The sequence below is a fragment of the Roseateles sp. P5_E1 genome, from assembly GCF_054049335.1.
Genome location: NZ_JBFUMN010000003.1, coordinates 37530 through 56796 on the forward strand (window position 1 = coordinate 37530; position 19267 = coordinate 56796).

General features: G+C 69.0%; 18 protein-coding genes, 1 pseudogene and 1 riboswitch. Of the genes and pseudogenes, 7 read left to right on the forward strand and 12 right to left on the reverse strand.

Annotated elements, in window-relative coordinates:
- Nucleotides 1-19: 19 nt before the first annotated feature.
- On the reverse strand, nt 20-2347 hold the full coding sequence (locus tag ACXJKJ_RS04445) for a molybdopterin cofactor-binding domain-containing protein (RefSeq protein WP_457389238.1): 2328 nt from the start codon (nt 2345-2347) through the stop codon (nt 20-22).
- Between the two features lie 166 nt (nt 2348-2513).
- Nucleotides 2514-2984 (reverse strand): (2Fe-2S)-binding protein, encoded by a 471-nt coding sequence (locus tag ACXJKJ_RS04450; RefSeq protein ID WP_457389239.1) that lies wholly within the window; start codon nt 2982-2984, stop codon nt 2514-2516.
- A gap of 72 nt (nt 2985-3056) precedes the next feature.
- On the opposite strand from ACXJKJ_RS04450, the gene ACXJKJ_RS04455 reads away from it, so the two are divergent.
- A complete protein-coding gene (locus tag ACXJKJ_RS04455) occupies nt 3057-3725 on the forward strand; it encodes an esterase (protein ID WP_457320776.1) in 669 nt (222 codons plus the stop codon).
- Here the strand turns inward: ACXJKJ_RS04455 and ACXJKJ_RS04460 are convergent.
- The 4 genes from ACXJKJ_RS04460 to ACXJKJ_RS04475 all read right to left on the reverse strand — a co-directional run bounded on the left by ACXJKJ_RS04460 (nt 3722) and on the right by ACXJKJ_RS04475 (nt 7950).
- Nucleotides 3722-4492 (reverse strand): FAD binding domain-containing protein, encoded by a 771-nt coding sequence (locus ACXJKJ_RS04460; protein WP_457389240.1) that lies wholly within the window; start codon nt 4490-4492, stop codon nt 3722-3724. The two genes, ACXJKJ_RS04455 and ACXJKJ_RS04460, sit on opposite strands and share 4 nt — an antisense overlap.
- A 13-nt stretch (nt 4493-4505) precedes the next feature.
- Nucleotides 4506-6863 (reverse strand): xanthine dehydrogenase family protein molybdopterin-binding subunit, encoded by a 2358-nt coding sequence (locus ACXJKJ_RS04465; protein ID WP_457389241.1) that lies wholly within the window; start codon nt 6861-6863, stop codon nt 4506-4508.
- A 2-nt stretch (nt 6864-6865) separates the two neighbouring features.
- Nucleotides 6866-7342 carry a (2Fe-2S)-binding protein gene (locus tag ACXJKJ_RS04470; RefSeq protein WP_457389242.1) on the reverse strand — a complete coding sequence of 159 codons (477 nt, stop codon included), beginning with the start codon at nt 7340-7342 and terminating at the stop codon, nt 6866-6868.
- Nucleotides 7343-7458: 116 nt separating this feature from the next.
- Nucleotides 7459-7950: a nuclear transport factor 2 family protein gene (locus ACXJKJ_RS04475; RefSeq protein WP_457389243.1), complete on the reverse strand. Its 492-nt coding sequence runs from the start codon at nt 7948-7950 to the stop codon at nt 7459-7461.
- Between the two features lie 119 nt (nt 7951-8069).
- Between ACXJKJ_RS04475 and ACXJKJ_RS04480 the strand changes: the two genes are divergently transcribed.
- Nucleotides 8070-9068 (forward strand): XdhC family protein, encoded by a 999-nt coding sequence (locus ACXJKJ_RS04480; RefSeq protein WP_457389244.1) that lies wholly within the window; start codon nt 8070-8072, stop codon nt 9066-9068.
- An 89-nt stretch (nt 9069-9157) separates the two neighbouring features.
- Here ACXJKJ_RS04480 and ACXJKJ_RS04485 read toward each other — a convergent pair whose 3' ends face one another.
- Nucleotides 9158-9790 (reverse strand): DUF6515 family protein, encoded by a 633-nt coding sequence (locus ACXJKJ_RS04485; protein ID WP_457389245.1) that lies wholly within the window; start codon nt 9788-9790, stop codon nt 9158-9160.
- A gap of 120 nt (nt 9791-9910) precedes the next feature.
- On the opposite strand from ACXJKJ_RS04485, the gene ACXJKJ_RS04490 reads away from it, so the two are divergent.
- Entirely contained in the window at nt 9911-10537 is a 627-nt protein-coding gene (locus ACXJKJ_RS04490) for a glutathione S-transferase family protein (protein WP_056200154.1), read from the forward strand.
- On the opposite strand, the gene ACXJKJ_RS04495 is transcribed toward ACXJKJ_RS04490, so the two are convergent.
- The 4 genes and pseudogenes from ACXJKJ_RS04495 to ACXJKJ_RS04510 form a co-directional block, all read right to left on the reverse strand.
- Nucleotides 10538-11665 (reverse strand): ABC transporter permease, encoded by a 1128-nt coding sequence (locus ACXJKJ_RS04495; RefSeq protein WP_457389246.1) that lies wholly within the window; start codon nt 11663-11665, stop codon nt 10538-10540. It lies immediately after the preceding gene.
- An 83-nt stretch (nt 11666-11748) separates the two neighbouring features.
- Nucleotides 11749-12498, reverse strand: a pseudogene (gene ccmA / locus ACXJKJ_RS04500) (heme ABC exporter ATP-binding protein CcmA); the annotation flags it as partial.
- Nucleotides 12495-13436: an HlyD family secretion protein gene (locus tag ACXJKJ_RS04505; protein ID WP_457389247.1), complete on the reverse strand. Its 942-nt coding sequence runs from the start codon at nt 13434-13436 to the stop codon at nt 12495-12497. The gene ACXJKJ_RS04505 and the pseudogene ccmA, both read right to left, overlap by 4 nt.
- Before the next feature lie 9 nt (nt 13437-13445).
- Nucleotides 13446-14075: a TetR/AcrR family transcriptional regulator gene (locus ACXJKJ_RS04510; RefSeq protein WP_457389248.1), complete on the reverse strand. Its 630-nt coding sequence runs from the start codon at nt 14073-14075 to the stop codon at nt 13446-13448.
- A 130-nt stretch (nt 14076-14205) separates the two neighbouring features.
- Between ACXJKJ_RS04510 and ACXJKJ_RS04515 the strand changes: the two genes are divergently transcribed.
- The 4 genes from ACXJKJ_RS04515 to ACXJKJ_RS04530 all read left to right on the forward strand — a co-directional run bounded on the left by ACXJKJ_RS04515 (nt 14206) and on the right by ACXJKJ_RS04530 (nt 18770).
- Nucleotides 14206-15765, forward strand: coding sequence for a methyl-accepting chemotaxis protein (locus ACXJKJ_RS04515; protein WP_457389249.1), 1560 nt, complete (start codon nt 14206-14208; stop codon nt 15763-15765).
- 221 nt (nt 15766-15986) lie between these two features.
- Nucleotides 15987-16062: riboswitch (SAM riboswitch) on the forward strand.
- A gap of 42 nt (nt 16063-16104) precedes the next feature.
- Nucleotides 16105-17277, forward strand: coding sequence for a homoserine O-succinyltransferase MetX (metX, locus tag ACXJKJ_RS04520; RefSeq protein WP_457350842.1), 1173 nt, complete (start codon nt 16105-16107; stop codon nt 17275-17277).
- Nucleotides 17274-17849, forward strand: coding sequence for a methionine biosynthesis protein MetW (gene metW, locus ACXJKJ_RS04525; RefSeq protein ID WP_457389250.1), 576 nt, complete (start codon nt 17274-17276; stop codon nt 17847-17849). The genes metX and metW overlap by 4 nt, the downstream gene beginning before the upstream one ends.
- 69 nt (nt 17850-17918) lie before the next feature.
- A complete protein-coding gene (locus ACXJKJ_RS04530; protein WP_457389251.1) occupies nt 17919-18770 on the forward strand; it encodes a hypothetical protein in 852 nt (283 codons plus the stop codon).
- A 279-nt stretch (nt 18771-19049) separates the two neighbouring features.
- On the opposite strand, the gene ACXJKJ_RS04535 is transcribed toward ACXJKJ_RS04530, so the two are convergent.
- On the reverse strand, nt 19050-19238 hold the full coding sequence (locus tag ACXJKJ_RS04535; protein ID WP_056200133.1) for a hypothetical protein: 189 nt from the start codon (nt 19236-19238) through the stop codon (nt 19050-19052).
- Nucleotides 19239-19267: the final 29 nt, after the last annotated feature.

Consider the following 19267-nt stretch of genomic DNA (forward strand, 5'->3'; position numbering starts at 1 on the left):
AACAAGGGGTCGGCTGCCCTCAGGCCCGCAGCGGCAGGCTGCGCCGGCGCTCGCCCGTCAGCGCGAACCAGGCATTGGCCAGGGCTGGCGCAACCGGCGGCAAGCCAGGCTCGCCGACGCCGCTGGGCAGGCCGTCGCTGGGCATCAGATGGGTCTCGATGACAGGGCATTGGGCCAGCGTCATCAGCGGGTGGTCGGGGAAGCTCTTCTGCTGCACCTCGCCGCCCACGATGTCGATGCGTCCCCACAGCGCGGCTGTAAGCCCGAAGACGATGCAGCTCTCCATCTGGCGCACGACGATGCTGGGGTTGACGACCGTGCCGCAGTCGATGGCGCAGACGACCCGCTTCACGCTGGGCCCCTGGTTCCGCGTCACTTCCACGACCTGGGCCACGACGCTGCCAAAGCTTTCGTGCACGGCCACGCCACGTGCCACGCCGGCCGGCAGCGGCTGGCTCCAGCCGGCCGCCTCGGCCGCGCGCCGGAGCACGGCCTGGTGGCGTGGCAGGCCCTCCAGCAGCGCCAGGCGAAAGGCCACCGGGTCGGCCTTGGCGGCGTGGGCCATCTCGTCGATGAAGCTTTCCTTGAAGAAGGCGTGGTGGGAATGACCCACGGCGCGCCACATGCCGACCGGCACGCCACTGTGCGTGGCCTGGTGGGCGACGCGCGTGTTGGCGATGGCATAGGCCAGGTCGAAGAATCCTTCGGAGGCCGTCTTGTCGGGCGCGTCGCCGCGCTTGAAGAGGGCGGCCGGCGCGCGGCCATCGGGGAAGGCGTTGCGGTTCAGCACGTCCAGCGTCGGCGCCAGCCCGGGCATGACGCGCTCGGCCCAGCGCGGCAGCAGGGCGTCCGCGGCATTGGTGATGGCCAGCGCCACAGGGCGGCCTTGGGCGTCCAGCCCGCCCTGCAGCACGGCCACCTCGGCGGGGCGATAGAAGTCGTGCGTCATGTCCTCCTCGCGCGACCAGACCAGCTGCACCGGCAGCCCGCCCATCTCCAGCGCGACGCGCACGGCCTGGCCGATGAAGTCCACCTCCAGCCGCCGGCCGAAACCGCCGCCGAGATAGGTCACGTGCACCGTCACCGCTTCCGGCGCCACGCCGGCCACGCGCGCGGCGACGTCGCGCGCAAAGCCCGGCACCTGGGTCGGCGCCCAGACGCTGACGTGACCGTCCAGCACCTGGGCCGTGCAGTTCATCGGCTCCATGGTGGCGTGAGCGAGATGAGGCGCGCTGTAGACGGCCTCCACCTTCGTCGCGGCCCCGGCCAGCGCGGCTTTCACGTCGCCCTGCTTCAGGAAGGCGAAGCCATCGCCGGCTTCGTGGGCGCGGCGCGCCTCACTCTCCAGCGACGCGAGGATGGCCCTGGAATCCAGCCTGCCGTTCGGTGGCGGCTGCCATTGAACGTCAAGCGCCTTGGCGGCCTCCAGGGCATGCCAGGTCGTGCGGGCGACGACGGCATAGGCCGCCGTGGAGCCCGCGATGGGGCCGAGGGCCACGACGCGCAGCACGCCGGGCCGCGCACGCACCGCGTCGACGTTGGCTGGCCCCAGGCCGCCGCCCAGCATGGGGCAGTGGCGAATGGCAGCGAAGACCTGACCATGCTCGCGCACGTCCAGCCCGAAGCGCGCACTGCCGTCCACCTTGGCGGCCAGGTCCAGGCGCGGCAGGGCCTGGCCGATCTGCGTCCACTGGCTGCGCGGCTTCAGCGCCACGTCACCAGGCGGCGTCAGCGCCGCCTGGGTGGCGAGCTCGCCATAGTGGCTGAGCGCGCCGCTGGCATGGTGGATGACGCCGGCCTTGACCGACAGCTCGGCCACCGGCAGCTTGTGCTTCAGCGCCGCGGCGCCCAGCAACTGGGCGCGCGCCGTGGCGGCGGCCAGGCGCAGTGCATCCCAGGCGTCGGCGACGGTCGAGGAGCCACCCGTCAGGTTCAACCCGAGCTCGCGTGCGACCTTGGCCGTGACCCAGGACGAGAACCTGAAGGCGCGGCGCTCGTGGTCGCGTGGGCCGAACGGGATATTGCCCAGGGAGGTGGCGATATTGCCGTAGATGGCGTCATGGCCGGCTGGCGTCAGGCGCACCGCGTGCAGCGGCACGTCGAGCTCTTCGGCCACCAGCTGCGCCAGTGCGGTATGCACGCCCTGGCCCATCTCGCTGCGGTTCATGGCCAGCAGCACCGTGCCATCGGCGGCGATCTTGATCCAGCCATTCAGCCCGACCTCGCCTTCGACCGGCGGCAGCGTGTGGGCGTTGCCCAGGCGTGAGCGTGGCGGCATGAAGCCCCAGCCGACGATCAGCGCCCCCAACGCGCCAGCCCCGGTCAAGAGCAGCGTCCGTCGCTTCATGTCGGCCCCTCGCCCGATGGGTACATCGGTCGGCCTTGCAGGCCGCGCTGCGGTCGGTGCCGCAGCTCTTCGGCAGGCATCGCCAGCCCACCGGGCTGGCGAAGTCGGGCCTCAGCCCCCGAGGGGATGCGGGCCGGCTCGGGAGCGGCCCAGCGCTCGGCCCGCCTCATGGCTTGGCCTTCATCTGTCTGGCCGCTTGCTTGATCGCGGCGCGCACGCGCGGGTAGGTGCCGCAGCGGCAGAGGTTGGTCATCGCCGCGTCGATGTCGGCGTCGCTGGGGGCCTGGTTCTTGGCCAGCAGCGCCGCGGCGGCCATCAGCATGCCGCTCTGGCAGTAGCCGCATTGCGGCACCTGCTCGGCCAGCCAGGCGAGCTGCAATGCATGGGGATGGTCTTTGCTGGCGAGTCCTTCGATGGTCGTGATGGCCTTGCCGGTCACGGCGCCCACCGGCGTCACGCAGGAGCGCACGGCCTGGCCGTCGACATGCACCGTGCAGGCGCCGCAGGCCGCGATGCCGCAGCCGAACTTGGTGCCGGTCAGGTTCAGGCCGTCACGCAGCGCCCAAAGCAGCGGCATCGCCGGATCGCTGGTGGCCTCCGGCAGGGTCTGGGCCTGGCCGTTTACTTTCAGTTCCATCAAGGCGGGCCCGGGTGGGGCGAAACATCAAAACAGCAGCGCAGGATAGCGGGCAGGACCGAAAATACAGGCATGAGCCTCCCTCAAGATGCAACAGCGCCCGGCCTGCTGTTCGCCCTGCTCCCTGACAGCGGCATCGCCCCCGATGGCCCCGACACCCTCGCACCGCTGGCCGCGGCCCTGCATGCCCAATATCCCAACGCGCTGACGCTCAATCTGCACCCGCCCCTGCGCGACGCCGAGGGCCGCTGCCGCTGGTGGCTGGACGCTGCGCCCGGCGCCGAGGGCGTCAGCGCTGCGCTGCCCCATCTGATCGAGCGCCTGCGCCTGGAGGCCCGCAAACTGGATCTTCCCTGGCAGCGCGTTGCGCTGGCCGGTGTTGGCGACGGCGCGTTGCTGGCGCTGGAGGCCGTGCAGGCTGAACCCGAACTCGTCGGCCGCGTCCTGGCCTTTGCCGGCGGCTACATCGCCCGGCCCGAGCACGCGCCGCAGGACGTCTGCGTGCACTTGCTGCATGGGCTGGCGGACCAGCGCTTCCCCTACCGCCACCTGGTGGACGCAGCCCAGTCCCTGGTCGACCTCGGTGCCGATGTGACAGCCGATCTGCTGCCCCATCTCGACCATGGCCTGCACCCGGCCCTGATCGACAAGGCCATGGAGCAGTTGCGCACCTTCATTCCCTCGCGGCTGTGGCGCGAGGCGGTGGTGGCGGCGCAGGAGAGCGAAAAGACCGCGAGCTAAGCCGCTGCGATGGCCCGCGCGGCCAGCTCCGGGATCAGCGCCGCACGATAGGCCGCCGTGCCGTGCAGATCGCTGTTCAGCCCATCGGCGCTGACCTTGACCGCACGTGCCGCGGCCGCGCTCCAGTCGCGGCCGAGCGCCGTCTCCAGCTCGCTGCAGCGGAACACACCCGGCCCAGCGCCGGTGACCGCCACGCGCACGCCGCCGTCCAGGCGCGCCACGAACACGCCCACCAGCGAGAAGCGCGAGGCCGGCTGCTTGAACTTCTGCCAGGCGGCCGCCTTCGGGATGGGGAAGCTGACCGCGGTGATCAGCTCGCCGTCCTGCAGCGCCGTCGTGAACAGGCCCTGGAAGAAGTCGTCGGCGGCGATCTGGCGGCTGCTGGTGTGGATGGTGGCGCTTAAGGCCAGCACGGCAGCGGGGTAGCAGGCGGCGGGGTCGTTGTTGGCCAGGCTGCCGCCCAGCGTGCCAACGTTGCGCACCTGGCGGTCGCCGATGCGGCCGGCGAGGTCGGCCAGCGCCGGAATGGCGCGCTGCACGTCGCTTGAGGCGGCGACCATGGCGTGCGTCGTTGCGGCGCCGATGCGCACGGTCTTGGCATCGACCGTGATGCCCTGCAACTCGGGCAGGCGGCGCACATCGACCAGGCCCTCGGGCGCGGCCAGGCCCAGCTTGATGGCACCGAGCAGGGACTGGCCACCGGCCAGGAATTTGTCTTCCGCGCCCAGGCGGGCGGCGGCGACGGAGGATGCAGCTTGGTAGTTCATCGCTTTTGTCTCCTCAGGCCTTGGCCGATTGCAGCGCCGTCCAGACCGTGCACGGCGTCGCCGGCATGGCCAGGTCCTTGACGCCGATGGCGTCGCAGATCGCGTTCATCACGGCGGCCGGCGAGCCGATGGCGCCGGCCTCGCCGCAGCCTTTCACGCCCAGCGGGTTGTGCGTGCAGGGCGTGCCCTTGGCTGTTTGCACGGTGAAGCTCGGCAGGTCGTCGGCGCGCGGCATCGCGTAGTCCATGTAGCTGCCGGTGAGCAGCTGACCCGATTCCGGGTCGTAGACGCCATGCTCCAGCAGCGCCTGGCCGATGCCCTGCGCGAGGCCGCCATGGACCTGACCCTCGACGATCATCGGATTGACGATGTTGCCGAAGTCGTCCACCGCGCTGAAGCGGGCTATGCGCACGACGCCGGTGGCCGGGTCCACCTCGACCTCGCAGACATAGCTGCCAGCCGGATAGGTGAAGTTGCTCGGGTCGTAGAAGGCGTTCTCGTTGAGGCCGGGTTCCAGCTTGTCGAGCGGGTAGTTGTGCGGCACGTAGGCCGTCAGCGACACCTGGGCGAAGGGGATGGCGCGGTCGGTGCCGGCGATGCGGTACTCGCCGTCCTTGAACTCGATGTCGCCCTCGCCCGCCTCCAGCAGATGGGCGGCGATCTTCCTGCCCTTGGCGATGACCTTGTCCACCGCCTTGACGATGGCTGCGCCGCCCACGGCGAGGGAGCGGCTGCCATAGGTGCCCATGCCGAACAGCACCTTGCCGGTGTCGCCGTGCTGGATGTCGATGTCTTCCAGCGGAATGCCGAGGCGGTCGGCCACGACCTGCGCGAAGGTCGTCTCATGGCCCTGGCCATGCGAGTGGCTGCCGGTGAAGACGGTGACCTTGCCGGTTGGATGCACGCGCACCTCGGCGGCCTCGAACAGGCCGGCGCGCGCGCCGAGCGCCCCGGCGACGTTGGACGGCGCCAGACCACAGGCTTCGATATAGGTCGAGTAACCGATGCCGCGCTTCAGCCCCTTGGCCTCGCTGACGGCCTTGCGGGCCGCGAAGCCCGCCACGTCGGCGAGCTGCTGCACTTGCGTGAGCGTGGCGTCGTAGTCGCCGATGTCATAGGTCAGGCCGACTGGCGTCGCGTAGGGAAACTCCTTGATGAAGTTGCGGCGGCGGATCTCGGCGGGATCGATGCCGAGCTCGTGCGCGGCCGTTTCCACCAGCCGCTCGACGACATAGGTTGCCTCGGGCCGGCCGGCACCGCGGTAGGCGTCCACCGGCGCGGTGTTGGTGAACACGCCGGTGACCTCGGCGTAGATCTTCGGCGTCGTGTACTGGCCGGCCAGCAGCGTCGCGTACAGGATGGTCGGCACGCAGGAGGCGAAGGTCGACAGGTAGGCGCCGAGGTTGGCCGTCGTGTGCACGCGCATGGCCAGGAAGCGGCCGTTGCTGTCGGTCGCCAGCTCGGCCGTCGTCACGTGGTCGCGGCCATGGGCGTCGCTGAGGAAACTCTCGCTGCGCTCGGCCGTCCACTTGATCGGCCGGCCCAGCTGCTTGCTGGCCCAGACCAGCGCCGTCTCCTCGGCGTACAGGAAGATCTTGGAGCCGAAGCCGCCGCCCACATCGGGCGCCACGACGCGCAGCTTGTGCTCGGGAATGCCGAGCACGAAGGCGCACATCAGCAGGCGCTCGACGTGCGGGTTCTGGTTGGCCACATAGAGCGTGTAGTGGTCGCTGCTGGGGTCGTAGCTGGCGTTGGCGGCGCGTGGCTCGATGGCGTTGGGGATGAGGCGGTTGTTGCGGAACTGGAGCTTGGTGATGTGCGGCGCGTTGACAAAAGCCGCGTCGGTCGCGGCCTTGTCGCCGCAGCCCCAGGTGTAGCAGCGGTTGTCCGTGGCTTCGTCGTGCACCGTGCCCGCGTGGCCGGCCGCCGTGGCCGTGTCGGCTACCGCCGGCAGCTCCTCGTAGTCCACCTCCACCAGCGCCGCCGCGGCCTTGGCTTCGGCCAGGGTTTCGGCCACGACCAGGGCCAGCGCGTCGCCCACGTAGCGCACCTTGCCGTCTGCCAGGATGGGATGCCTGGGCTCCTTCATCGGCGTGCCGTCGATGTTGTTGATCAGCCAGCCGCAGGGGAGGCCGCCGACGTCGCGGAAGTGCTCGCCCGTGTAGACGCCCAGCACGCCCTCGGCCGCCTTCGCCGCGGCGGTGTCCACGCGCTGGAGCCGCGCATGGGCATGGCTGCTGCGCACGAAGACGCCATAGGTCTGGCGTGGCAGCACGATGTCGTCGGTGTACTGGCCGCGGCCGGTCAGGAAGCGCGCGTCCTCGCGGCGCTTGATGCTCTGGCCGATGAAGCCTTCCTTGGGTGCATTCATGGTCAGGCTCCCTTCATGGCTTGGGCACCGACCTGCACGGCGCGCACGATGTTCTGATAGCCCGTGCAGCGGCAGAGATTGCCCTCCAGCCCCTCGCGGATGGCGGTCTCGCTGGAGCAGTCGTGGTGCTGCACGAGGTCGATGGCGCTCATGACCATGCCCGGCGTACAGAAGCCGCACTGCAGGCCGTGGCATTCCTTGAAGGCCGCCTGCATCGGGTGCAGCGTGCCGTCGGTGGCCGCCAGGCCCTCGATGGTGGTGAGGCTGGCGCCATCGGCCTGCACGGCCAGCATGCTGCAGGCCTTCACGGCACGGCCGTTGAGGTGCACCGTGCAGGCGCCGCACTGGGCGGTGTCGCAGCCGACATGGGTGCCGGTCAGTGCCAGGTCTTCGCGCAGAAATTGCACCAGCAACTGGTCGGGCGCGACCTCGCGGCTCACCGTCCGCCCGTTTACTGCCAGCTTGATAGGAATGCCCATCTCGATGTCTCCTCGGTGCGGCCTGGGTGGCCGTCGCGAGGCTATCGTCGCCTGCCGTCGGGCAGACAGGGGCTGCGCAAACCCCTATAGATGGGCAGTCAGCTGCCCGGCGGGTGTCAGTGCTTGGTGTCGGGGTCCCAGTGCTCGGCGATCTTGCCGTTCTCGATGCGGAACATGTCGAACCAGGTGGTCGTGTAGGTCTTGGTGGCGTCCTTGGGGTCGGGCAGCTCGCTGACGAAGCTGAGGATCACCAGATCGCGCTCGGCCACGATGGCAACCAGCGGCGCCTTGACGCGGGCCTCGATGGGCTTGGGTGTGGCGACCTTGGAGAACACGTCGACAAAGCCGGCGCGCCCGGTCGGCACCTCCGGGTTGTGCTGGATATAGGACTCGGCCAGGTAGCGGTCCGCCAGCTCCATGTGCCCGCCCTCGAAGACTTCGCGCCAGAAGTTGTAAACCAGGCGCTTGTTGGCCGCGAGCTTGGGGTCGCTGCTGGCCAGCAGCTTGGCGTGGTCGGGCTGGGCCTGGACCGGCAGCTGGGCGAGGGCCGAGCCGGCCAGGCTGGCCAAACTGGCAAAGAGGAGGGTGGCGAGAAAGGCTTTCTTCATGAGGGACTTTCAACGAGGGTTGGCCAGTGTAGGAAGCGGCCCGTGTGTGGCCGCACGTCATGGTCGCTGCAAGCTGGCGCCGCTCGCGGTATGGTGGCGGCTGACCTCACCGACAAGACATGGACAACCTCGATCTCAGCGTTTTGCGCACGGCCGCCGCGTGGCGGGCCGAGGCACGTGGCGTCGTGCTGGGCACGATCACCCGCACCTGGGGCTCGGCGCCGCGGCCGGTCGGGTCGCTGGTGGCCGTTCGCGACGACGGGCTGATCGCCGGCTCGGTGTCCGGCGGTTGCATCGAGGACGACCTGGTCGCCCAATTGCGTGCGGGCAGCTTGAAGTTGGCCCGGCCGACGCCGTTGCGTTACGGCGTTGGCGCCGAGGAGGCGCGCCGCTTCGGCCTGCCCTGCGGCGGCACGCTGGAGCTGATGCTGGAGCCACTGGGGCCGCAGTCGGGTGTCGACGCGTTGCTGGCACGGCTGGAGCGCGGCGAGCGCGTGCGCCGCACGCTGGACCTGGCAACCGGCATCGCCACGCTGGCCGACGCCGAGCCGGGTGCCGACACCTTGACGCTGACCGACACCCAGCTCGTCAGCCACCATGGCCCGCAATGGCGCTTGCTCGTCATCGGCGCCGGCCAGATGACCGACTACCTCGCCCAGATGGCGCTGGCACTGGCCTATGGCGTCACCGTCTGCGACCCGCGCGCCGAGTACGCCGATGGTTTCGCCATCCCTGGCGTCACGTTGACGCGCGACATGCCCGATGACGTCGTCATCGCCTTCAAGCCCGATGGCGCCACGGCCATCGTGGCGTTGACGCACGACCCCAAGCTGGACGACCTCGCGCTGATGGAGGCGCTCAAGGGCGCGGCCTTCTACGTCGGCGCCATCGGCTCGCGCGTCAACCAGGCCAAGCGCCGTGCGCGGCTGGGCGAGCATTTCGGGCTGACCGATGCGGAGCTGGATCGCCTGCACGGCCCCGTCGGCCTGGACATCGGTGCGCGCACGCCGCCGGAAATCGCGCTCAGCATCCTGGCGGAGATGACCGCCGTGAGGTACGGGCGCCCCTCGCCCAGTCGCGTCTCGCTGAACGCGGACGCGCCTGGTCGGTCCCCCTAGGGGACGGCGATGCTCGCGGCGTTGAGCCGCGAGCACATCGCCTGACGGGCCGGCTTGGGAGCGGCCCGGCGCTCGGCCCCAGAGAGGCGTTACTTCATCGTGTAACCGCGGCCGTCCATGCAGGCTTCGATGGCGCGGTTGAACACGCTGCTGTCGGCCTGCGCGTTCGGCTGCGTCGTCGCCCAGCGGTTGCAGTCGCGGCGGTCGTTCTCCAGTAGCTCGGGCGACTGGYCGTTGCGCGGATAGACGATGGGTTCGGGCCTCGGCGCCGGGGCCGCAGGTGCCGGCATCACCTGGGCCGTGGCGGCTTCGGGCGGCGGTGTCGTGACGACGTAGCCTTCCGGCACCGGCCGGTAGTAGACGCCGTTGGCGTAGTAGTAGGGCAGGCCGCCCAGCGTCAGCGTGACATAGGCCGGTGGCAGCAGCGGAATGACCACGCCGACCGGTGGCAGCACGACGCGGTAGCGCGGGCCATAGGGCTGATACCAGACACCGCCATGGAACCAGTAGCGCCCCGGGCCGGCGCCGATCATGACCGAGCCGTAGGGCACGTGGGGTGCCACATAGCCGGGCGCGGGGTAGTAGTGGTCGTGGTGGTAGCGGTTGTCGAACACCATGCCGATGTTGGCGCGAACGCGCACGTCGGCGTGGGCGGCCGGTGCGGCCAGAACAGCGGTCAGCGCCAGCAGGGCCGCAGCAGAGGAATGGAGCAGAGTCTTCATCGTCTTCAACCCGAAGTCAGGGGTGGATTGCCAACGCCGTCAGCGTCGCGCGGGTGCACTGCGGTGGCATTGCGGCCACGTAAAGTTCACCGCTTCCTGTTCCCAGCCTGTCGCACCGCCATGATCGAACTGTTTTACTACCCCAGCAACGCGAGCTTCGCGCCCCATCTCCTGCTTGAGGAAATGGGCATTCCCTACACGCTGCGCCAGGTGGACCGTGCCAACAACGAGCACAAGTCGCCGGCCTATCTGAAGCTCAACCCGAACGGCGTGATCCCCGTGCTGGTCGACGGTGATCTCGTGCTCTACGAGACGGCCGCCATCCTGATGCATCTGGCCGACTGCCACGCCGGCTTTGCGCCAGCGCCCGGCACCGCCGAGCGGGCCCAGTACTACAAGTGGATGGTCTGGCTGACCAACACGCTGCAGGCCATGCTGATCCACTATTTCTACCCCGACCGCATGGCCGCCAACGCCGACGAGGTGAAGGCCCGTGCCGAGGCGCAGATCGCGCCCATGCTGGACCAGATGGACGCCGAGCTGGCCCGCCATGGCGGCGACTGGTTCCTGGGTGACCAGTTCACGGCCATCGACCCGCTGGCCTTCATGCTGTGCCGCTGGACGCGCATGCAGGCCAACCCGGCCAAGACGCGGCCGGCTTTGGGCGCCTATCTGAAGCGGGTGTTCGAGCGGGCGGCAACGCAGCGCGTCGTGGCCAAGGAAAAGCTGCCGGATCCCGTCTATTGATCAGTCGAGAGTCTGCCGGTAGCGCAGCAATGCGATGCCACCCGCCGCGGCCAGAAAGGCCAGCATGGGCCACAACTCCGGCAGCAGCTCGGCTGCGCCCGAGCCCTTGAGCATGACGCCGCGCACGATGCGCAGGAAGTGGGTCAGTGGCAGCACCTCGCCCAGGTATTGCGCCCATTGCGGCATGCCGCGAAAAGGGAACATGAAGCCCGACAGCAGCATGGACGGCAGGAAAAAGAAGAAGGTCAGCTGCAGGGCCTGCAGCTGGTTCTGCGCCAGCGTCGAGAAGGTGAAGCCCACCCCCAGGTTGGCCAGCATGAAGACGCCGATCATGGCCAGCAGCAGCGTCACGCTGCCCACCATGGGCACGTTGAAGAGCGCAAAGGCCGCGCCGAGGATGACGCCCAGCTGCACATAGCCCAGCACGATATAGGGCAGGATCTTGCCGGCCATGACCTCGAAGGGCCGCACCGGCGTGGCCAGCAGGTTCTCCATCGTGCCGCGCTCGCGTTCTCGCGTCATGGCCAGCGCCGTCAGCATGACCATGGTCATCGTCAGGATGGTGCCGACCAACCCGGGCACGATGTTGTAGCGCGACAGGCCTTCGGGGTTGTAGCGGCGCTGGATGCGCACCTCGAAGGGCAGGGGCTGCGGGGCCCGCGAGGCCAGGGCGCCGCGCAGGTCGCGGTTCAGCGCCGTCTGGCCGAGTTGGCTCAAGGCGGCGATGGCATTGCCGCCGGCCGACGGATCGGTGGCATCGGCGGCGATCAGCACGGCGGGCTTTTCGCCGCGCACAACGCGGGCGCCGAAGTCGTCCGGCACGACGACGAGGAACTGGATGTCGCCTCTCTGCAGCAGCGCGTCCCCGCGCGACTCCGCGATGCCGCTCTCGACGATGTGGAAGTAGCCACTCGTCTGCAGCGCCGCGACCAGGCTGTGTGCCATCGGGCTGGTGTCCTGCGAGACGACGGCCGTGGGCAGGCCCTTGGGGTCGGTGTTGATGGCATAGCCGAACAGCACCAGCTGCATGATGGGCACGCCGACCGCCATCGCGAAGGTGAGCTTGTCGCGCAGCATCTGCTGCACTTCCTTCAGCGCGATGGCGACGATGCGGGCCAGGGACTGCATCAGTGCGCTTCCGAATAGTTGTCGGTGGCCTGGCCGACGAGCTTGACGAAGGCGTCTTCGAGATCCTTGGCGCCCGCCTCCTGCACGACGGATGCCGCCGTGCCGCGCGCCAGCACGCGGCCATAGGCGATATAGACCAGCTCGTCGCAGCGCTCGGCTTCGTCCATGTAGTGGGTGGACACGAGCACGGTGATGCCTTCCTGAGCGAGCTGGTGGATCTGGTCCCAGAACTCGCGCCGTGCCTTGGGGTCGACGCCGGCCGTGGGTTCATCCAGCAGCAACAGGCGAGGTTTGTGCAGCAGGCAGGCGGCCAGGGCCAGGCGCTGCTTCCAGCCGCCGGACAGCGCGCCGGCGAGTTGCTTCTCGCGGGTCTTGAGCCCGAGCCGCTGCAGCGCCGCATCGACGGCCTCGTGGCGGTTCTCCATCGAGAACAGGCGTGCGATGAAGTCCAGGTTCTCGCGGATCGACAGGTCTTCGTAGAGGCCGAACTTCTGCGTCATGTAGCCGACCTGGCGCTTGACCTCGGCGGCCTGGCGGCGGAAGTCCAGGCCCAGCACTTTCCCTTCGCCAGCATCGGGCGTCAGCAGCCCGCACAGCATGCGCAAGGACGTCGTCTTGCCGCTGCCATTCGGGCCGAGGAAACCGACGATGTGGCCGGTGGCGACCTGCATGTCGACGTTGTCGACCACCTTGCGTTTGCCATAGGACTTGCTCAGCCCCCGGACATCAATGGCCAGCTCGAGGTCGCTGGCCCCTCGGTCGCGGTGTACCGCGTCCGATCCCCCGAGGGGATGCGCGCCGGCTTGGGGCGGCCCTGCGCTCGGCGCCGTCATGGCGTGACATCCAACGGCTGCCCCGGATGCAAGCGCTCCGCGTCCTCGGCCTTCACCGGCCGCGCCTCGACAAGGAAGACGAGTTTGTCGCGCTGCTGGTTGGAGTAGATGACTGGCGGCGTGTATTCCGGGCCGGCGGCGATGAAGCTGATGCGCGCGGGAATGGCCGCGCCGCAGCCGTCGCAGCGCAGGTTCACCGGCGCATCCAGCTTGAGGCCGCCGAGCGCCGACTGCGGCACGTAGAAGCGCGCCTTGCGATTGGCCGGTGGCAGCAGGGCCAGCACGGGTTGGCCGGCGGCCACCCACTCGCCGGGACGCAGGAAGACGTCCTGCACGCGCGCCGGCATGGGTGCGCTCTGGCGCTTCTGCTCGACGCGCCAGGCCGTCTGCGCGCGGCTGCTCTGGGCTGCGTCGGCCAGAGCGCGGGCGGCATTGCGCTCGTCATCCCGCGCCGGCAGCCGGCCCACTTGCAACGCGGCGTCCAGCTCCATCACGCGAGCACGGGCCTGGGCCAGCACCGTCGCGGCGTCGTCGACGCGAGCCTGAGCGACGAAGCCCCGGCCAAGCAACTCCTGCTGACGCGTCAGGTCGATGCTGGCCAGGCGTTCAGCAGCGCGGGCCTGGTCGAGTTGAGCCTTCGTGACGGCCAGCTCAGGGCCGCGCCGGCCCTTGTCGGCATCCTGTGCCTGGGCCTGCGCGCTTCGCGCGCGTGCGCTGGCCTCGGCGTCGGCGGCGAGCTCGGGTGTCGCATCCAGCTCGAACAGCGCCTGGCCGGCGGTGACGGCCTCGCCGGAGCGAACGGCCAGCGTGGCCAGCCGACCGGCCACCGGCGGCGCGATATAGACCAATTCGGCCTCGGCATAACCCGTCCAGCCCTCGGGCGGCTTGTCGCCGCAGCCGACCAGCAGCACGGCGAGCAAGGGAAGGATTCGTTTCATGTCGACTCCTCAGACGCCGCTGGCCAGGCCGAGCAGCGCCCATTCGATGCGCCGTTGCAAGGCCGTATCCGACAGCACCTCGTCGTCCACTGCGGCCAGCAGCGCGGGGGGGACAACATCGATGGATTTCATGCCGCCGACCAGGATCAGCGGCGCAACGACTGCGCCCATCAGGAAGGAAAAGCGTGTCAGCAGCGGTTGCCGCGGCAGGCAATCGCGCGCCTCGGCCTCCTGCAGCAGGGCAAGCAGCACGCCCAGGTGGCGCGGCGCGTTGGCGCGCAAGAAATCCTGGGCCACGCCCTGACCGGCCTGAGCATCGGCCCAGACCCGCGCGATCAGCGGCCGGTGCTCGCGCACAAAGCGCGCCACGCCCAGCAGGGCCGTGGCCAGTCGCTCCATGACATCGGCTTCACCTTGGCTGCTCAGCGACAGCGCGCTGAACATCTCCTCGTAATGCCGCTGCAGCAAGGCGCGCAGGAAGGCGTCCTTGCTGCCGAAGTGGTAGTGGACCATGGCCGGGTTGACGCCGGCCGCCTCGGCCACGCGGCGCACCGACAGACCCGCGCAGCCGAGCCCCGGGTAGAGGGCGGCGCCGGCGGCGAGCAGGGCTTGATCCTGATCCTGGCTGGGGCGGGGCATGTCGGCGATTATTGGTCAAGTGTTCAGTAACCACAAGTTGCGGCAAAAGGTCGCTTGCCATCAGTAGCCGCTTCACTAGCATGCAGGCAACGAGGCCGCTGCCCAAGCGGCCTAACTAGGAGACACGAACATGGACCTCGCCACCTGGATGCGCAGCTTCACCATCCGCACCCGCATGCACGGGGCCATCTTGCTGGTGCTGCTGATGTTTGCCGCTTTGGGCGTGACCGGCTTGCTTGGCGGCCGCCAGCTGATGGCGCTCAATGTCGACGTCACCACGCATGCGATGCGCGACCTGCAGCACCTGGCCGCCATCCGCCAGGGGCTGGCCGACGTGCGGCTGGAGGAAAAGGAGATGGTCATCGCCTACGAGACGCCCGAGCAGGTCAAGCAGTTCCGCCAGCGCTGGGACGCCGCAGCCCAGCGTCTGGTAGCGGCGCTGCAGGGCCTGCAGGAGGGCACGCGGGAGGAGAACAAGGCCGTGGCGGCCGAGGCGCTGAAGTTCCTGCAGGACTACCGCACGGCGGCCCAGCCGGTGCTCAACCAGATCGAGGCCGGCGGCTTTGACACCGCCAAGGTGGCCGACCGCATGTTGAACCGGCCCAAGGCAGCGATGCGCGAGACCGAGAAGCGCGTTGAGAGCATCGCCGCCCTCATCGATGCCCAGGCCAAGGCCACCGAGGCCGAGTTCGGCGCCGAGATGGGCCGCATCGCCTGGCGATCGCTGGCCGTGCTGGTCCTCGTCATGGTGCTCGTCGTGCCGCTCACGCTGATCAACTCGTCCACCATCACCAGCCCGATGCGCTATGCCGGCAGCGTGGCCCAGTCCATCGCCAGCGGCGACCTGAACAACGCCATCCGTATCGTCGGTCGCGACGAAGCCTCCGAGCTGTTGCGCGCCCTGGATGCGATGCAATCCAGCCTGCGCGACCTGGTGCGGCAGGTGAAGACCTCGGCGATGAGCATCGAGACGGCCAGCACCGAGGTCGCCTCGGGCAACCAGGACCTGAGCCAGCGCACCGAGCAGGCGGCGTCCAGCCTGCAGCAGACGACCAGTTCGATGGAGGACCTGACCAGCGGCGTGCGCCATGGCGCCGACGCTGCCGGCAAGGCCCGCCAGCTGGCCGAAGGCGCAGCCGAAGTCGCGCGCCGCGGCGGCCAGGAGGTGGCCGACGTCGTCGCGACGATGGAAGAGATCAACACCAGCTCGCGCCGCATCGGCGACATCCTCGGGCTGATCGACAGCATCGCCTTCCAGACCAACATCCTGGCGCTGAACGCGGCCGTCGAGGCGGCGCGCGCCGGCGAACAGGGGCGCGGCTTCGCGGTCGTCGCCAGCGAGGTGCGCCTGCTCGCGCAGCGCTCGGCCGATGCGGCGCGCGAGATCAAGTCGCTGATCTCGGCCAGCCTGGAGCGCACCGAGACGGGCTCCCGGCTCGTGCAGCATGCTGGCACCACCATGCAGGAGATCGTCGACAACGTGCAAAAGGTCAGCGACATGATCGGCGAGGTGGCGGCCGGTGCGGCCGACCAGAGCTCGCGCATCGGCCAGATCAACGGCGCCGTCAGCCAGCTCGATCACATGACGCAGCAGAACGCTGCGCTGGTGGAGGAGTCCGCCGCCGCCGCCGACAGCCTGCGCCAGCAGCTGCAGTTGCTGACCGGCGCGGTCTCGCAGTTCAGGTTCTGATGCGGCCGTAGTGCGTTCTTGGGGGCGAGCGCCGGGCCGTCCCAAGCCGGCCCCGCTGGCGATGTGCTTGCGGTTCAATGCCGCAAGCATCGCCGTCCCCGCGGGGGCTGAGGCCGGACACATTGCGCCCAGTGGGCGCGATGTGCCTGCCGAAGGGCTGCGGCGCCTGCCGCAGCGCGGTCTGCAAGACCGGCCAAGGTACTCCTTGGCCGAGGGGCCTACAATTCATCAGCGCCGATTTGTTCCGGATTGCGGGCGCTCAATAAATGCCGCTAAACAGGGCTCCGATCAACCGGCGTCCCGCAACAGTGGCGCCGGTTTTTTTATTGGAGTGAGGCCATGACGGGCCGTAGCGTCGGCGACGTGTCGCCGCAGAGTTTTCATTTCGACGAACCACTGCCGCTGCGCAGCGGGGCCAGCCTGCCGGCCTACGACCTGATGGTCGAGACCTATGGCCAGCTCAATGCCGAGCGCAGCAATGCCGTGCTGGTCTGCCATGCGCTGAATGCCAGCCACCATGTCGCCGGAACCCTGGCCGGCCAAGCCAAGAGCGAGGGCTGGTGGGACAACCTCATCGGCCCGGGCAAGCCGCTGGACACCGACAAGTTCTTCGTCATCGGTGTCAACAACCTCGGTTCCTGCTTCGGCTCGACCGGCCCCATGCATGTCAACCCCGCCACGGGCCGGGCCTGGGGCGCCGACTTCCCCGTCGTCACCGTGCAGGACTGGGTGGATGCCCAGGCCCGCCTGGTCGAGCGCTTCGGCATCCTGAAGCTGGCGGCCGTGCTGGGCGGGTCCCTGGGCGGCATGCAGGCGCTGGATTGGGCGCTGCGCTATCCCGAGCGCGTGAGCCACTGCATTGCCGTGGCGACCGCGCCGAATCTGTCGGCGCAGAACATCGCTTTCAACGAGGTCGCGCGCCGCGCCATCGTCACCGACCCCGATTTTCACGGCGGCCACTTCTACGCCCACGGCGTGGTGCCCAAGCGCGGCCTGCGCGTGGCGCGCATGATCGGCCACATCACCTACCTGAGCGACGACGTCATGGCCGAGAAGTTCGGCCGCGAGCTCAAGGGTGGCGCACTGGGCTATTCGACCCAGGACATCGAGTTCCAGATCGAGAGCTATCTGCGCTACCAGGGTGACAAGTTCAGCGACTACTTTGACGCCAACACCTATCTGCTCATCACTCGCGCCCTCGACTACTTCGACCCCGCCTCCGAGCATGGCGGCGACCTGACGCGCGCCTTCGCGACCGCTCGCGCCAAGTTCCTCATCGTCAGCTTCACGACCGACTGGCGCTTCTCGCCCGACCGTTCACGCGAGATCGTCAAGGCCCTGCTCGACAACCGGCTGGACGTGTCCTATGCGGAGATCGACGCGCCGCATGGCCACGACGCTTTCCTGCTCGACGATCCGCGCTATCACGGTGTGCTGGGGGCCTATTTCGAGCGCATCGCCACGAGCCTGGAGCGGCCCGCCGGCTTGCAGCTGAAGGGGGTGGCCATATGAGCTTCGACCCGGCCATCGCGGCGCTGGTGCCGCCCGGCTCACGTGTGCTCGACCTCGGTTGCGGCACAGGCGAGCTGCTCGAGCACCTCATCAAGCACAAGGGCTGCAGCGGCTACGGCGTGGAGCTGGACGACGCCAACCTGCTGGCCTGCGTGAAGCGCGGTGTCAACGTCATCCAGCGCAACCTGGAAGAGGGCCTGGCCATCTTCGAGGAACAGAGCTTCGACGTCGTACTGCAGCTGGAGACGCTGCAGAACCTGCGCAACGCCGAGGCCATGCTCAAGGAGACAGCGCGAGTGGGCAAGATGGGCATCGTCAGCTTCCCCAACTTCGCACACTGGCCGAACCGGCTGCAGGTGCTGTTCGGGCGCATGCCGGTCACCCGAGCCCTGCCCTACGAGTGGTACGACACGCCCAATATCCGCGTCGGCACCTTTGCCGACTTCGGCGTGCTGGCGCGCAAGAACCGGCTCAAGATCCTGGACAGTTTCGGGCTGCAGGATGGCGGCGTGGTGCGCACGYGGCCSAACCTGMKGGCCRGCGTGGCGGTGTTCAAGTTCGAACGAGAGTGAGCACCCGGCCGGCGCGCAACGGACTCAAACCCTAGCCCACGGCGCGCCTTGATTCGCTAGGCTCGCTACATGTTGCGCGCTCGTTTCCTCGCCTCCATGCTGGCTGCCGGTGTGGCGCCCTGGGTGCGGGCTGAGGCCGCGCCGCTGCGCTTCGTCTACCCGCGCGTCAACGATCAGGGCGAAGAGGCCTTCGGCTTCCAAGGGCTGCGCCTGGCGCTGCAGAAATGGGGGCGGCCCTTCGAGCTGTTGCTGGCGCCCACGTCCACCAACTACCGGCGCTCGCTGTACCAGCTTGAGACGGGCGAAATCGACGTGATAGACATGGGCACCAGTCGAGCCTTCGAAGCTCGTTTTCAGCCGGTGCACCTGCCTGTCGACCGAGGCCTCAGTGGCTGGCGACTGTTGCTGATCCGTGCCGGCATGGTGCCCGCGTTCCGCGCGGTGCACGACCTGGCCGGCCTCGCCCGGCTGCGTGCCGGTCAGGGCCAGGACTGGCCCGATACGCAGTTGCTGCTCGCCGCCGGCCTGGGGGTTGTTAGCGGCAGCGACCTGCCGACGTTGTTCCGCCAGTTGCAGGCGGGCCGCTTCGACTACTTGCCCCTGGGTCTGAATGAGATCCACGGCCTGCTGACCCAATGGCAGGCGTTGGCGCCGGATGTTGTCGTGGAGCCCGACCTCGCCCTGGTCTACCCGTTCGCGCGCCTGCTCTTCGTGCGACGCGGCGACGGCGAGCGCTACGCGGCCATCACCGAGGGGCTGACGCGGGCCTTCGAAGACGGCTCGTTCAACACGCTGTTCGCTGCCCGGCATGCGGGGCTCGCGCAGGCCCGGTTGGCCGAGCGCCGCGTGCTGCAGATCGACAACCCCGGGCTGAGTGCTGCCACGCGCGCCATCCCGGCGCGCTACTTCATCCGGCCCTAGGAGGCTGTCGGGCTTGGGGTCGGGTGCGCGTTGGGCCTGCAAGGGTGCTGAGACAAGGCGCAAAGCGCAGCGGTACCGGGCGTACCGCGAGCATTTGCAACGCAGGATCGGCGCCCTTGCAGGCCCAACCCGCAGGGCCAGGGCGATTTGCGGGGCGATCCGGCGTTGCGAACTCGTTGTGTGGCCCGCCACACGCCTCGCCCGCGCCTTGTCTCACCCCGCAACTCGCCCTGGCGCGCACCCGACCCCAAGCCCGACAGCCTCCTAGGTTTCAGCAGCTCAGGCCGATTTCTTGTGGCCCTTCTTGGCCGCCTTTTTGTGCTTGGCCTTGGTCGTCTTCTTGGCGGCGGTCTTGGCATGGATGCCGCTGCTGGCCTGGCTGGTCTTGTGGTGCTGGGCCACGCGCGCCTCGGCCGCCGGGGCAGCGATGGCGAGGGCGGTGACGAGGGCGGTGAGCAGGGTCTTCATCGTGGATCTCCAAAAGAAAAGCTGATGGG